The organism is Monoglobus pectinilyticus, from assembly GCF_002874775.1.
Classification (GTDB): domain Bacteria; phylum Bacillota; class Clostridia; order Monoglobales; family Monoglobaceae; genus Monoglobus; species Monoglobus pectinilyticus.
Genome location: NZ_CP020991.1, coordinates 1,146,457 through 1,161,809 on the forward strand (window position 1 = coordinate 1,146,457; position 15,353 = coordinate 1,161,809).

9 protein-coding genes, 1 pseudogene and 1 other annotated feature are annotated in these 15,353 nt (G+C 35.3%); of the genes and pseudogenes, 5 read left to right on the forward strand and 5 right to left on the reverse strand.

The window, feature by feature from the left end:
- Window positions 1–400: 400 nt before the first annotated feature.
- Window positions 401–1,633: a 6-phosphofructokinase gene (locus B9O19_RS05130; RefSeq protein WP_102365403.1), complete on the reverse strand. Its 1,233-nt coding sequence runs from the start codon at window positions 1,631–1,633 to the stop codon at window positions 401–403.
- 398 nt (window positions 1,634–2,031) lie between these two features.
- Between B9O19_RS05130 and B9O19_RS11830 the strand changes: the two genes are divergently transcribed.
- Entirely contained in the window at window positions 2,032–2,208 is a 177-nt protein-coding gene (locus B9O19_RS11830; RefSeq protein WP_169925267.1) for a hypothetical protein, read from the forward strand.
- Between the two features lie 153 nt (window positions 2,209–2,361).
- Here the strand turns inward: B9O19_RS11830 and thrS are convergent, their stop codons facing one another.
- From thrS to proB, 4 genes and pseudogenes are all read right to left on the reverse strand, one after another.
- Complete coding sequence (gene thrS, locus B9O19_RS05135; protein WP_102365404.1) at window positions 2,362–4,125, reverse strand: threonine--tRNA ligase; 1,764 nt, start codon at window positions 4,123–4,125, stop codon at window positions 2,362–2,364.
- A 69-nt stretch (window positions 4,126–4,194) separates the two neighbouring features.
- Window positions 4,195–4,416 (reverse strand) — a binding site (T-box leader).
- 70 nt (window positions 4,417–4,486) lie between these two features.
- Window positions 4,487–5,902 (reverse strand): alanine/glycine:cation symporter family protein, encoded by a 1,416-nt coding sequence (locus tag B9O19_RS05140; protein ID WP_102365405.1) that lies wholly within the window; start codon window positions 5,900–5,902, stop codon window positions 4,487–4,489.
- A 505-nt stretch (window positions 5,903–6,407) separates the two neighbouring features.
- The gene (locus B9O19_RS05145; RefSeq protein ID WP_102365406.1) at window positions 6,408–7,289 is read right to left on the reverse strand and encodes a DMT family transporter; all 882 of its coding nucleotides are present in this window, start codon (window positions 7,287–7,289) and stop codon (window positions 6,408–6,410) included.
- A 3-nt stretch (window positions 7,290–7,292) separates the two neighbouring features.
- Window positions 7,293–8,080: pseudogene (gene proB / locus B9O19_RS05150) on the reverse strand (glutamate 5-kinase).
- A gap of 151 nt (window positions 8,081–8,231) precedes the next feature.
- Here proB and B9O19_RS05155 point away from each other — a divergent pair.
- The 4 genes from B9O19_RS05155 (at window position 8,232) to B9O19_RS05170 (ending at window position 15,350) form a co-directional block, all read left to right on the forward strand.
- Window positions 8,232–9,092, forward strand: coding sequence for a LysR family transcriptional regulator (locus tag B9O19_RS05155; protein ID WP_102365407.1), 861 nt, complete (start codon window positions 8,232–8,234; stop codon window positions 9,090–9,092).
- Window positions 9,093–9,748: 656 nt separating this feature from the next.
- Window positions 9,749–9,955 (forward strand): helix-turn-helix domain-containing protein, encoded by a 207-nt coding sequence (locus B9O19_RS05160; RefSeq protein ID WP_102365408.1) that lies wholly within the window; start codon window positions 9,749–9,751, stop codon window positions 9,953–9,955.
- 486 nt (window positions 9,956–10,441) lie between these two features.
- Entirely contained in the window at window positions 10,442–13,024 is a 2,583-nt protein-coding gene (locus tag B9O19_RS05165) for a hypothetical protein (protein ID WP_102365409.1), read from the forward strand.
- A 4-nt stretch (window positions 13,025–13,028) separates the two neighbouring features.
- Window positions 13,029–15,350, forward strand: coding sequence for a phosphoadenosine phosphosulfate reductase domain-containing protein (locus B9O19_RS05170; RefSeq protein ID WP_102365410.1), 2,322 nt, complete (start codon window positions 13,029–13,031; stop codon window positions 15,348–15,350).
- Window positions 15,351–15,353 lie beyond the last annotated feature (3 nt).

Sequence of the window (15,353 nt, forward strand, 5' to 3'; positions counted from 1 at the left end):
ACCGATGTTCACTGAAAACCTTTTTGTATATCTAATTAAATTTAGTCGGTATAGGTTTATATACAAATTCAGCCGTACTTCATATTCATTGCGAGGTACGGCTGATATTTGTTAAGCTTTTAATTCATCTATATTAATACGTAAATTAATAATTCAAATAATACTATGCTTTCCGCACAGCCAATAATCGCATCCCTCAGTTCCTGCGGAGCTTTTATTAATAGCTGACATGCGCCGGCGCTTCTGACAAATCTCAGTATAACCTTATAATAAAGAAACACACCATCTTAATTAAACAAGACCTTTAATTCCTTGTAATATCCAACTGTTATAGTCCTAACAAATTTAAATCTTATTATAATTTAAGTTAACAAATAATCTATATTATTCAAAGAACAAATTAATCAAGGAACAAATGACGCGGCAGTCCGTCAACCATAAACGGAGTCAGTTCTCCTATTATAAGCGGACGGCAGTATGCCAAAAATTCATCCGAAACATATGTTCCGTCATTTATTATCCACTCGTCCGGAACAACCTTTTCAATATTGGCTATTTTATTTACATCATATGTAGAGCATATTATATTATATGGCTCGTTTGACGTCCTGGTAAATATAATCATCTTGCCTGTCTCGCCGTTTAAGGCCGCCTGAACAGCCTCGCTCCCAGCCATAAAAGCCTCGGTAATGTCACGTCTTGACACTATGTGCGACGCACATCTCTGAAGCGTGCTGAACACAATACCCCTGGACTTAACACCTAAGTTGGCGCCAATAAAATCCGCCAAATATAAAGCGGTTCCGCCAAGTGATTTATGACCGAAAGAATCCTCGAATGTCGCCTGTTTATTGTCTTCACAAACATATTCGCCGTTAGCCAGCTTTATTCCCTCCGAAACCGCAATAACTACAGAGGTTTTTTTCTTTTTAACAGCCTTCACCTGCTCTAAAAATCTGTCGTAGTCAAAAGTTACTTCCGGCAGATAAATTAGATCGGGTCCAGGACAGTCTTCAGCCCTTGAAAGAGCTGCCGCTGCAGTGAGCCAGCCGGCGTTTCTGCCCATAATTTCCACAACCGTAACCGATTCGGTTGGATAAGTATTTACGTCGCGTATTATTTCTTTCAGCGCCGACGCTATATATTTTGCAGCGCTTCCATAACCCGGTGTGTGGTCTGTAACAGCCAGGTCGTTATCAATAGTTTTCGGCACTCCCATAAACCTAATATCGCTGCCTATTTCCTCGGCGTAATTTGACAGCTTTTTTATAGTGTCCATAGAATCGTTTCCGCCTATATAGAAGAAATATTTTATATCAAGCTCTTCCATAATACTGAACAATAATTTATATGTTGCCTCGCTTTCCTCCACAGACGGCAGTTTAAAACGGCATGTACCCAAAAAAGACGACGGGGTGCGCTTTAGAAGCTCAATGTCCAGTTCATTTTTTACGTATTCGGACATATCAACGACTTTTTTATTTAAAAACCCTTCGATTCCGTTTCTCATACCATATATTTTTTCTACTCCCGCATCCTTTGCGGCTTTAAATACACCAACCAAACTTGAATTAATAACAGAGGTCGGACCCCCGGACTGACCTACAACAACATTGCCTTTTACCAAAGTGATTATCCCCTTTCGACTAATTAATAACTTAAACCCTAAATTTTTTCAATATTATATAAAATACCCTCTCTATTTTATAATTTAAACATCAAAAACATTTAGGAGATAATAAATAAAAATATTTAACATATTAAATAAATAATATAAAATTTATACAAATTATTATAGCAGATAAGCGCCTGATTTTCAATGTCATAATGGTAAAATTTTTCGCAGCAAAATTGGTAAAAAACACAAGAAACCTTTGTTTTTTTATTTAAAGTATATTTTAAGATATAAGTGGGAAATATATAATTGGGTCAATAGGCATTTTTTTATTTTCAATAACAACCGCAACAAATTTTAGAATAACGCCGCAGACAAAATACTAAGAATATAAGTATTTAAGGAGCTGAAGCTTTATGAAAGAATTTGAAAAAAGAAAAAAGCTTAAAGATATAGAAGGAAAGTTTAACCTCGGAAACGCCTGCAGCAGCGGTGACTGCACCGGTCTTATCCAGGTTGAGCCTATAACCGACGCAGAACTTGAGTCGTATTATGAAATTTATAATTTCGGCCCGCCTGATATATCTGAATAAAAGTTTAACTGTTTCCGGTAACCGTGATTAGGTTTATGCAGGCAGAACAAAAAATGAACAACACCATTAAAAACTGTAATTAAAACGGTCAGCAAAAAAACGGCCCCCTTATGGCAGAACAAAAACTACCATAAGGGGGTTTTAACAGTTATTTTATAATCTTTTTGTTATCTCATACTGTATACGTTCAGCAAATTCCTGAAAGGTCATACTTTCCGTTTGGTCTGTTGCTCTGTCCCTGACCGAAACGGTTTTATTTTCTGCTTCTCTTCCGCCGATAATCAGCATATACGGAACCCTGTCTATCTGCCTTGCCTCTCGTATCATATACCCTATTTTTTCGTTTCTGGAATCCAATTCACAGCGTATTCCAAGTTCCGACAGCTTCTGATATACTTTTTCAGCATATTCCAAATTTTTGTCAGATACCGCTAACACCTTTACCTGCACCGGAGCAAGCCAAACCGGGAATTTCCCCGCATAATGCTCTGTTAAAATACCTATAAAGCGTTCTATAGAGCCGAAACACACCCTGTGTATCATAACCGGACGCTGTTTTGACCCATTCTCATCTATATACTCAAGCTGAAAATTCAGCGGCATTTGAAAATCAAGCTGTATGGTTCCGCACTGCCATGTACGCCCTAAGCTGTCTTCCAAATGAAAATCTATTTTAGGGCCGTAAAACGCTCCGTCTCCCTCATTAACCTCATACGGCAGCCCTTTGCTCTCAAGCGCTGTTATAAGCGCATTTGTTGCGTTCTCCCAGTCCTCGTCGCTTCCCATGCTGTCATCCGGCCTTGTTGATAGTTCTACAGTATACTTAAACCCAAACTTTGTATAAACCTCGCTTATTAGGTCAATAACGCTGACAATCTCATCCTTAATCTGTTCTTTCTTCATAAAAATATGCGCGTCGTCCTGAGTGAAACAGCGAACCCGGAAAAGACCATGAAGCGCGCCGCGCATTTCATGGCGGTGAACTAACCCAAGTTCGCCCAATCTAATCGGAAGTTCGCGATAGCTGTGAGGTCTGCTTTTATAAACCAAAACGCCGCCCGGACAGTTCATTGGTTTGACGCAATAATCCTCACCGTCAATCCGCGTCGTATACATATTATCCTTATAATGCTCCCAGTGACCGCTGGTTTCCCACAAACTTCTGCTCATAATCATAGGGGTCGAAACTTCTGAATAACTGCTCCTGTTATGAATTTCGTGCCAGTACTCTATTAAAGCGTTTTTTAACTCCATACCTTTTGGAAGAAAGAACGGAAATCCAGGCCCCTCGTCACTGAACATAAACAGCTCCATTTCTTTGCCGATTTTTCTGTGGTCACGCCTCTCCGCTTCCTCACGCAGTTTCAAATATTCCTCCAGTTCGGCCTGATTTTTAAAAGCTATTCCATTTATTCGGGTCAGCATCCTGTTATTCTTATCACCGCGCCAATACGCCCCTGACTGCTGTGTTATTTTAAAAGCTTTTAAAGCCTTTGTATAGCAGAGGTGGGGACCCACGCACATATCTATATATTCGCCCTGCTGATAAAAGCTTATTACGGCGTCTTCAGACAAATCGTCTATATGTTCAAGCTTATACTTTTCGTTTCTCTCTTTCAGCAATTCAGCCGCCTCTTCCCAAGACAATATAAACGGTTTTATGGGCAGATTTTCTTTTACTATACGGCGCATTTCATCTTCGATTTTTAAAAGGTCCTCGTCGGTAAGCTTTGTATCTCCTAAATCCACATCATAATAAAAACCACGTTCTGTCGCCGGCCCAAAAGCAAAATCGGCTTCGGGGTAAAGCCGTTTTATTGCCTGAGCCATTACATGCGCCGCAGTATGCCGCAGAACATGAAGCTCTTGCTCCGGCTCGCATTCTTTTACAGTTCCGTCTCTCTCAATAATCTTCATAATAATCTCTCCTAAAAATTATTAAACATAAAAGAAAAGCACCCTTGAACACATAGATAACCTATGTGTCCTAAGGGTGCATAAAGTTCAATGCACGGTTCCACCTCAGAATTTTAACTTTAGGTTCAATCAAACCCTATCCTTTAACGCAGGCGTACGGCAAATCTTACTATAAGTTCAGATATGCGGCTCCGGAGTGGTTTTCACAAATATCTTCCATAAGGGACTCTCAGCAAACGTCCCTCTCTCTGAATGGTTAATAAAAGCTACTCTCTCCTTCTCAGCTTTTCTATTATGTTTTAAGTAATTATATCATGCGCTCTGCTGTTTGTCAACTCTTCTTAAACTAAGTAGACTATAGCTATCTGTTTCCAAACTTATTAAAATACTTCTTGGTTTCTGACGCAATAACGCCGCTTAAAGCCACTATCGCTATAAGGTTAGGAAGCGCCATAAGACCGTTAAATATATCGGCTATTGTCCAAACGGCAGATATGGTCATATAAGGCCCGAAGAAGACAGCTAATATGTAAATCCATCTATAGACCTTTACAGCCTTTAAATTTCCACCCGAAAGATACTCCAGACACTTTTCACTGTAATAATCCCAGCCGAGAATAGTAGTAAATGCAAAAAATACCAGACACAGCATGATTATAAAGGCCGGCACTGCACCGGGCAGAAAAAACAGTCCATTTTGAAAAGCGTATGTAGTAACGCCTACCCCCTCAAGCGCCAATTCAGGTCTCCATGCTCCGGTGATAACTATACACAGTCCGGTCATAGTGCAGATAACGATTGTATCAATAAATGTTCCGGTCATAGTGACAAGACCCTGACGCGCCGGTTCCTTTGTTTGGGCTGCCGCCGCCGCTATAGGCGCGGAACCCAAGCCCGCTTCGTTTGAGAATATTCCTCTGGCTACGCCTTTCTGCATAGCCAAAACCATTGCCCCAAGCATACCTCCGGCGGCTGCTTTAAAACCGAACGCTCCGGCTATAATCTCCCCGAACGCCGCCGGTATCGCCTTTATATTTACAATAAGAATAATTACGCAGACCGTAACATATAAGATTGCCATAAACGGAACGACAAATTCTGATACTGTTGAAATTCTCTTTATTCCACCGATGATTACAAGTCCTGTACAAACAGTAACAATAATTCCGGTTATAATAACAGTCCATGAATATTCCATTCCGAATATTTTAACCGTATTGCTCATGTTAGGGTCAAAAAAATTGTTTACAGCAGAAGATATTCCATTTATCTGAGTGAATGTTCCAAGTCCCAGCAGACCCACGCAGACGCCGAAAAACGCGAACAACTTTGCCAGCCACTTCCACTTTTTGCCCATTCCGTGTTCTATATAATAAAACGGGCCGCCCAAAACATGTCCGTCCGGCTCAATCACCCTATACTTAATCGCCAAAAGACCCTCTGAATATTTTGTCGCCATACCAAACAGTGCGGCAATAACCATCCAAAAAAGCGCGCCCGGACCTCCGGCACAAATTGCAGTCGCCACACCAACAATATTTCCGGTTCCTATAGTCGCCGACAAAGCGGTGCACAAAGCCGCAAAACTTGACACTTCTCCGTCGCCGTTCTCTTCGTTTTTTACTATAAATTTCAGCGCTTTGGGCAAATGTTTAATTTGCAGACCCCTGAGCCGAACAGTCAAATAAATACCAACTGCAATAATTAAAAGTATAAGAGGAAGCCCCCATACAAAATCATCTATTTTTGTTAAAACCCGACCTACGTTTTCAAGCATAATTTCCACCCTGTCTAATTCCCAAATAATCTACTTATAACCGGGATACCAATCAAATATATTTAAAAATTCAGTTATTAAAATATAAAACTTGCTTTATAACAACACTTATAATTTTAATAATGATTCGCAATCAAACGTCTATACAACATAAATGACGAGAGTATTTTAAAATATTGCTTCCGCCATTATAAAAAATTTTAACATAACAAGGTGAATTATTCAAGAAGAATTTAGAAATACAAAAGTGAATACTATAATTTTTATAAATGCTGTTGGATACTTTACAATTTATAAACTATATTTAAAAAATAAAAATATCTTCATCTTTCTGCTTAAAAAGGTTTAAAATTTTTATGCTTTGTTTAGTATTTATTATTCTATGTGCGGTTATGAATATAACTATTTACTTTATATTCTAAATAATCAAACCTTTCAAGTAACAATTTTTTGTAAAGCAATCTATTTTTGATATTACAACTATAATTATATAAAAAACTTTCGCCTATAATCTTCTTTTACACCGATAATTTGATTTGTTAAATATACATTCACCCAATACCGCTCCTCCTATTATCAGCAAAGCTCCGATAGCTTGCGTAAACGTCATAACTTCCTTTAAAAATATAACAGAAAATATAACTGCTGACAAAGGTTCTATATACCCCAGAATTGCTACAGTCTGTATCGGCAGTTTGCCTATGGATGAAAAATAAAGATAACATCCAATACCTGTATTGCATAAACCCAAAATTAAAATAAACGGCAGACTTGAAATATTAGTCTTTATTACAAAACCTTGTTTAAGACAGACAAACACGGCGACAGTAATAAAACTAAATAATAATTGCAGCATTGAATTTTCTAACCCTTTTATATCCAACGCCTTTTTATTAAAGATAACCATTACGGCATATACTAGCGCTGACATAAGACCGCAAAACAACCCCCAAAGGTTTTTTTGTTCTCCAATTGTATACCCGTTTATCAAAAACAATCCGCAAACGACAATAACGAACCCTAGCCCTTTAGTAAAACTCAATTTTTCCTTAAATATTATAGGCGACAGCGCCATAACTATAACAGGTCCGCAGTAATATTCAAGAGATGCAACACTTATACCAATCTGTTGATACGCTTCATATAGAAATATCCAGCTTGTTCCCATTGCAGCTCCGGATATAACAACATATAAAAATTGCTTTTTATGTTTATAAAACGTCAGCCTTCCTCCGGCGATAAAAGATATAGATATAAGAAACAAACTTCCTATTAAAGTTCTAAAAAATACTATCTCATAGCTGCTTAAATTAATGAAACTTGCCACTATCCCATTTGACCCAAACAGCAAAAGAGCAAATATATACTTAACATACGAAAATTTCATAGTCTAATCCTTTCCCACAAACAATGTGCCTGCGTTTTCACCGTCTAAAATTTTATAAAGAATATCAGGTGATTTACCATTTGTACAGTGTTAATCCCTTTGGAAACAGCCAGCTTTGCCGCTTTCAGCTTGGTTCTCATACCTCCTGTACCAAAACTCGCTCCGCCTGCCGCCTGCATAACATTTTTATCTATTTTTGTAACTTTTCTTATTAGTTTCGCATCTTCCCACAAATGAGGGTCTTTATCGTAAAATACATCAACATCAGAAAGAATGATAAGCCTGCCCGCCTTACATAAAACAGCAACAACGGCAGATAAAATATCATTGTCACCAAAAACTTTTTCTTTTGATTCTATTTCTGTATATCCCACGGAATCGTTTTCATTTACTATAGGAATAATATTCATTTTAAGCAATGTATTAAAAGTTTTTATCAAATTTTCTCTTTTTTGCTGATTTGCAACATCTTCAGCATTTAATAAAATTTGTGCGGCTGTAATTCCATGCTTTTTTAAAAATAGGTCGTACAAATACATTATCCTGCATTGACCAACCGCCACAAATGCTTGTTTTAATCTTAAGTTATTATAGTTTCTTTCATTTTTTAACTTATGTTTACCAATTGCCACTGCCCCGGATGATACCACAATTATTTCATATCCTTTTTTCTGTATTTCAGAAAGTGTCTCTGCTATCTTTGCAAACGAATTTAAATTACTCTTCTCTTTAGGATACGTCAAAGTCGATGTTCCCACTTTAATAACAACGCGATTATTATGTAAGCTCATATTTATACCCCACTTATTTCAAAAGATTTATTATCCCTTTTATGTTGACAAATTCTATATGTTATTATATCATTTTTATATCACTTCCAAAAGAGAATGTTTATAATGTTTTACATTACTAATTAGAATGAATAAGGACGGAGCTTTACTAATGAATATATCTAAATATATGGCCTTTGTTGCCGCGGTGGAATACGGAAGCTTTACTAAAGCCGGCGATATGCTCAGTTATTCTCAGTCGGCTGTTAGCAAAATGATTAACGACTTAGAAGACGAGTGGAAAATTTCAATCCTTGAACGGAGCAAATCAGGCGTTAAGCTCACATCGGACGGTTTAAAAATTTTTCCATATGCTAAATCCGTCTGTGAAGAGTATGAAAAACTTCAAATGCAGATAGATGAATTAAACGGACTTCAATCAGGGCTTATAAGAATTGGAACTTTTTCAAGTGTAGCCACTCACTGGCTTCCCAATATAATAAAAGAATTTCAAAAGGATTACCCAAATATAGATTATGAATTATTACTGGGAGACTACACTGAAATAGAAAACTGGATATCAGAAGGACGCGTCGACTGCGGTTTTTTGCGTCTTCCAACCCGTTCTGAATTTGACGCGTTATATTTGGAAAGCGACAGGCTTTTGGCTGTACTGCCTGAAAATCATGAGTTATCCAGGAACAAAAATGTCCCGGTCTCAGCTCTTTGCAAAGAGCCTTTTATGCTTCTGGAAAAGGGCGCAAAAGCCGAAGTATCGGAGATATTTGAAAATAATGATTTAACCCCGTCTGTTCATTTCACCACCTGGGACGACTACGCAATAATGTCTATGATAGAAAGCGGATTAGGCGTCAGCATTTTACCTGAACTGATACTAAAAAGGGTTCCATATAATATTATAATAAAAGAACTCGATGTACCGGCACACCGAGATATCGGGATTGCAATGAAGGACAGAAAAACTGCTTCGCTTGCAGTAAATAAGTTTATTGAGTATTTAAAATTTAGATAACAAATATATTCTGATACAATAAAAAACCTCCCAAACAATGGGAGGTTAAAATTATATTTCTGATTATCTCTTTGAGAACTTTTGTCTCACTAAGAAGCTCAATTTTACGGGGTTTTTACTCGTTTTTGTTACTTGTGTGTTATTTGCGTAGGACTTCTGATTGCTACAGAATGCTATAATTCATATAAGAAACTGATGAATGACAGAAAGTTTGTAAATGCAGATCTTCTATTAATTGTCATCGTTATTCATTGTTAAGTCGTGAAACGAAGGTGTTAATGGAGGTGATACAATATAAAAAAGTAATTAAAAAAAGAGGCTTGTTGATAAATAAATAAAAAATAGATATGTTTAGAAAAAATGAATGTAACTATAAAACTGAAAATATTAATATAACTTTTAAATATTCTAAGAGACAATCTTTTAAAACTTAAAATATAGTTTACCTGAAGGAACAAATCCTACTTTATTTGTAAATTATATTAGTTGTGCAACATAATTAATATTAGGTGTAGAAAAAATACGACAACTAAATGTATCTAACATACTAATTTCAGTATAATTATTGACATTTTAACAATTATAAAGTATAATATATACTAAATTAGTTTGTCATTTGCCTTTGGTTTTAGTAATTTTTCGAAGGAGTATTGTAGATGAAAATATGTTATAAAAAACTTCAGAAACTTATGATAGACAATCAGATGAAAAGAGTTGATTTGATGAGAGCCGCTGAATTCTCTCCTTATGTAGCTACAAAATTAAATAAAAATGAACCAGTATCGCTTGATGTATTGATAAAAATATGTAAAGTTTTCCATTGTGATATCGGTGATATTTGTGAAGTGATATTAGATGAATAATTAGAGAGGATTATCATGGTGAAACTAAAATGTGAAATTGAATCCAATCGATGAAAGAAAAAACAAAATATCATTTTTTGTTAAATATAATACGATAAAGGAAGGAATCATTTCATTAAGGACTTCTTACGTTTAAAGAAGTCCTTAATGAAATGTTTGAATTATAGGTGTTAAAAAACAATGGAATAAATATGAAGCAGTCATCCTGCTCGATTATTATTTGCATTATTTAGATGGAAAATTATCACGAAAAGAAGCAATTCAAATAGTGTCTGTAAAATTAAGAGAATTAGCAAAAAAACAAAATGTTTTTATCGATGATGTATATAGAAATGTTAATGGAATTACATTTCAAATGCATAGTATGGAGTCGGCATATAAAGGTTACACGGTAGTTAAGCCGGCTTCTAACTATTTATTGAAACTGTTAAACTATTAAGAGAAGATAGAAGGCAGTTTGATAAACTACTGGAGGAGGCGAAGAAAATGATTGAAGCAACTGAAAAAGATAACCGAGAGCGTTATGTCGATTGGTTATCCCAAAAGGTATCTCCTGCTCAGTTATCCGAACTGTATATGTCGTATGAAGTTATAGATGAATTCTGCATCAAAACAAAAGTATTAAAGCAATCACTTCTCAAGACGACAGATATAGACATAATAAAAATGGCTCAAAAAACTGTTGAGCAAAATAAATTATTCCGCTATCAGCATAAAAGAGAAATCAGTAAAATTTGTTCTGCTATGCGATATTATATTACATACATAAAAGAAAATATTTCAGCGAAAAGTGAGAATAAAAGTTCAATGGGGATAGGACTCGAAACAATATCTAAAACAGAATTACCGATTCCTGAAACTGAAATAAAGAAAAATACGGCTAATGTTGTCGCTGCTCATCTTATTGAAGATGAGAATGCTGATAACCCCCAAGCAATTAAAGAGCTTTCATTTTCTGAAATATCTGACCTAGCATATACAAAACCTATATATGCATCATATTTTGGTGATGAAATTCAAGGTTTTTCTTCTTGGAAACAACTTTATATAAAGGTATTCAAAAAACTATATGATGACTACGCTGATGTCATACCTTTGAACAAATCATTCAACACCGTCAACGGAAGAATGGATTTTTGCACAAGTGAGCATTACGGTTTAATGGTTGCTCCAAAAGAAATATTGAATGAGAAATACTTGGAAACAAACTTAAGTGCAATAGATATTGTTCGTAAAATTAAAAGTTTACTCGATATATGCTTGGTCGATGAAGAAAATTTGATAATCAAGTACGAAAAGAAAGCAGATATCCACCCATCTGAAGAATTGAAATCTTCAAAAAGAATCAAGAATAACGCTAACGGAGAAGCTTTTTTTAATTGGCTTAATAATGAACAAGGTATGGCGATTCCTACTTGTCGCAGTTATGTCTCTGCTGTAAACACTGCTGAACAATATGCTATAGATAATGAATTTGTTAATTGTCGACTTTATTCGGATAATTATCATGAAGCCAAAGCAACTGCTGATGAATTGTTTAGCAATAAATTTTTTATGGAATATAACGACAAACAACATAATCGCTTTAGAGCTGGAATAAACAAGTTATTGCTATACATTAGCAGTAGCGGAAACACTATTGTGACACCAACAATATCTATTAACATTGAACCATTTACCGAAATCCTTATTGAAAAATTTTCAAAAGGATATAGAATAAACTCTCCTCTTGAACTTAGAAAGTTTAAAAAGTATTGGGAAAAATATCACGACAGTATGATTGATATGGATGATGATAACATCACAAAGTGTATTCAACAGTGTGGAATTATCCACGAAGAAAAGGTATATATACCAGAAAAAATTCTTGATGAAGATACACGAATGAAATTATTCTCGTTTATTAACGATAACTTTCAATCAGGGAAGACAGTTATTTACTATGAAGCTTTATTTAAAGAATTTTCAGATGATTTTCTTGACCATTGTATGTATAATGCAAGTATGTTAAAAGCTTACTTGACATATATGAATGATGGTAATTATTACATCGGTAAAAACTTCATATCTAAAGATGCCAATGTTAGTACTACACTTTATGATGAAATAAAAAATTGTCTTGTTCAACAAACGTCTCCAATGGAAGATAGTGAAATGTTTTCAATTCTTTCTCATATTCCAGAGCAGAAGATTAAAACAGTACTCAACCAGTATGGCGAATTCATCAGTAATAGTCGTGGCGAACATTTTCATATTAGTGCTGTTACACTTAGCTACGACGAGCTGGAAGATATAGCAACAATTATTCAACACTCAATTGATGAAAAACGATTTATAAGTGGTAATGAGTTGATTGATATTATAAAGAAAAAATATCCTTATATCATTGAGCAAAACACTTTAATATCTGATAAAGGTTTGAGAGATGCTATTGGCTTTAAATTAAGAAGCAGATTTTCATTTAAAGGAAATATTATTAGTTCTAAAGGACAAGCACTGTCAATGATGGAGGTATTTGCAGACTTCTGTAAACATAAAGATTCATTTACTCTTGATGAATTGAAAATACTTAAACAAGAATTAGATACAGTAATTTATTTTGAAGCAGTTTATGACAATTCCCTAAGAATAAACAAAAATGAATTTGTCACAAAATTTCACGCTTCTTTTAACCTTGCAAAAACAGATGAAGCGATAGACCGTTTTTGTATTGGAGATTATATTGCTATTGGGGAAATTAAACAATTTGGATTGTTTCCAGACGCAGGATTTAACTGGAATAGTTTTCTGCTTGAACACTATGTTGCAAAGTACAGTCCAAATTACAAACTGGTACACTCTAGCTATAATGAAGGCGTTTGTGTCGGTGCCATTGTAAAAAAAATCTCTGACATAGATACACTAGATGAATTAGTAATAGATGTGCTTGCCAAAAATGGACTTCCTTTACAAAAGGAAACAGCTTTGCAATATTTGTGTGATAAGGGTTATTTAGCTCGACGGAGTTATTCTGGTATTGAACAACTACTTATCAAGGCAAAAGAACTAAGAAACCAGAAGGGATTTTAAAAATATGTATTCATACGAATGGGATTTAGAAACTGGTGGTCTGCTATTAAATAGTTCTCCACTATCTTTTAGTAAGGAGCCAAGACCGGTTTATTATAAGGAATTAGATATTCTAGGATTTGATAAATACTGGAATTACGATAAGAACGACACCTATCCATATATGTGGGTAGAGGCAAATAATTATTGGTATAGAGGAAGGCTTGTCGCAAAAACAAAAGGAGGCTCGTTATATTCTGCACCGGAGCTGATAATTGTAGATGAGCCCGAACCAAACAATGAGCCATTGCGATTTGTAGACATTCCGGGAATGGTAGAAAAAAACAAAGACCTGTTAGAAAAACTTACGCAGGATACAATAAAAAAAGTGTTTAACACTTATGTTGAATACAAAGATAGAGTCGATGTTTTCTACATTGCATTTAGCGGAGGTAAAGACAGTATTGTAACCCTTGATATTGTACAAAGAGCGTTACCTCATAATACATTTAAAGTATTGTTTGGTGATACAGGAATGGAGTTTCCTGATACATATGATGCTGTAAATAAAATTGAAGATGAATGCCATAATAATGGGATTGAGTTTATTAGGGCGAAATCTGATTTTACCCCAAATGAATCTTGGAGAAAATTTGGTCCGCCAGCAACTGTAACAAGATGGTGTTGTAGCGTACATAAGACAGCGCCACAAGTTCTTGCATTGAGAGAATTAACTGGAAAACCAAATTTTACAGGTATGGCATTTATAGGTGTTAGAGCGAGTGAGAGTTTATCTCGTAGCGAATATGACTATGTGAGCTTAGGAGAAAAACATAAAGGGCAATACAGTTGCAACCCTATCCTTGAGTGGAACTCTGCTGAGTTGTATTTATATATATATTCAGAAGGCATTCTTTTAAGTGAAGCTTACAAAAAAGGAAATCGTAGAGCGGGATGTCTTGTATGTCCAAGAGCTGCTGAGAGAAATGACTATATGGCAAGAATTTGGTACACAAAAGAATTTGATTCATTGATTGATGCTGTAAAGTGTATGTATAAAAAAAGCTTTACTTCAGAAGCACAGCTGGACGACTTTATAGCAAACGGTGGTTGGAAAGCAAGGAAAAACGGTAGGGATATTGATATGCAGATGAACTATGTAGAATCGACAGGTAAAGATGTACATTCTATAAAAATTACAAATGCAAAAACACCGTGGAAGGAATGGATTAAGACAATTGGTATTTTATTAAACGATACTTCCCCTTATAAAATAATGTTTAGAAATGAACAATATGAAGTTCAGGTTATTGAAAAAAATGATAATATCGAAGTAAGGTATGATGCTTCATTACCAAAACAAAATCCATTATTCATAAAACTCTTAAAAAGTGTTTTTAGAAAATCAGCGTGTTGTGTCAAATGTAGAGAATGTGAAGCAGACTGCCATAATGGATGCATCACAATGAAAGATGGTGTATTTGAAATAAATGATAAATGTGTTCATTGCTCGCAATGTCACAAAGTCGAAAAAGGATGTTTAGTATATAAATCATTAGAAATGCCAAAAGGAGGACTAAAAATGTCTGCAACAAAAAGTTTAAATTGCTATTCACATCACGCTCCTAAGATGGAGTGGTTTCAACAATACTTCAGTTATAAAAATGATTTTGATGATAGACACTCTCTTGGATCGCAAATGTACAGTTTCTTTAAAAGATTTTTGAGAGATGCTGAACTGTTAGATGAAACAGGATTTAGCAAAACTGCTCAAGTTATTGACAAATTAGGACTTGATTCAGACTCAGCTTGGGCGATTATGTTGTCAAATCTAGCATATACTCCTCAATTTAATTGGTTGATTAAACGAATGAATATGAATGAAACCTATGGCAAGGATTATACTATTTCTTTATTGGTTTCGGATGGAGCTAAGGAAAGTTGGGTAAAGGATATTTGGAGTTCTTTCTCAAGATTTGTAGAACTGCCATTCAGCGAGGTGGGATTTGGATTTGCAACAAAAGAAAAAAATAAACTAATATCAATTACTAGAATGCCGTGGCAAAATCCTGACCCTCGTGTAATTCTTTATAGTTTGTATAAGTTTGCTGAGAGCTGCGGTGATTACTATCAGTTTACCCTTTCTCGCCTACTAAATCACGATATAGATAGTGATGGTGTAAGTCCGACAGAAATCTTTGGTATTGAACGTGAGCAGATGGAAAAAATTCTTAATGGTTTATCTGTAAACTATCCAGAATTCATTACAAGTTCATTCACATTGGACTTGGATAATATCACTTTGCGAAACGATAAAACATCAAAAGATGTTCTTGAGTTGTTCTAAGGA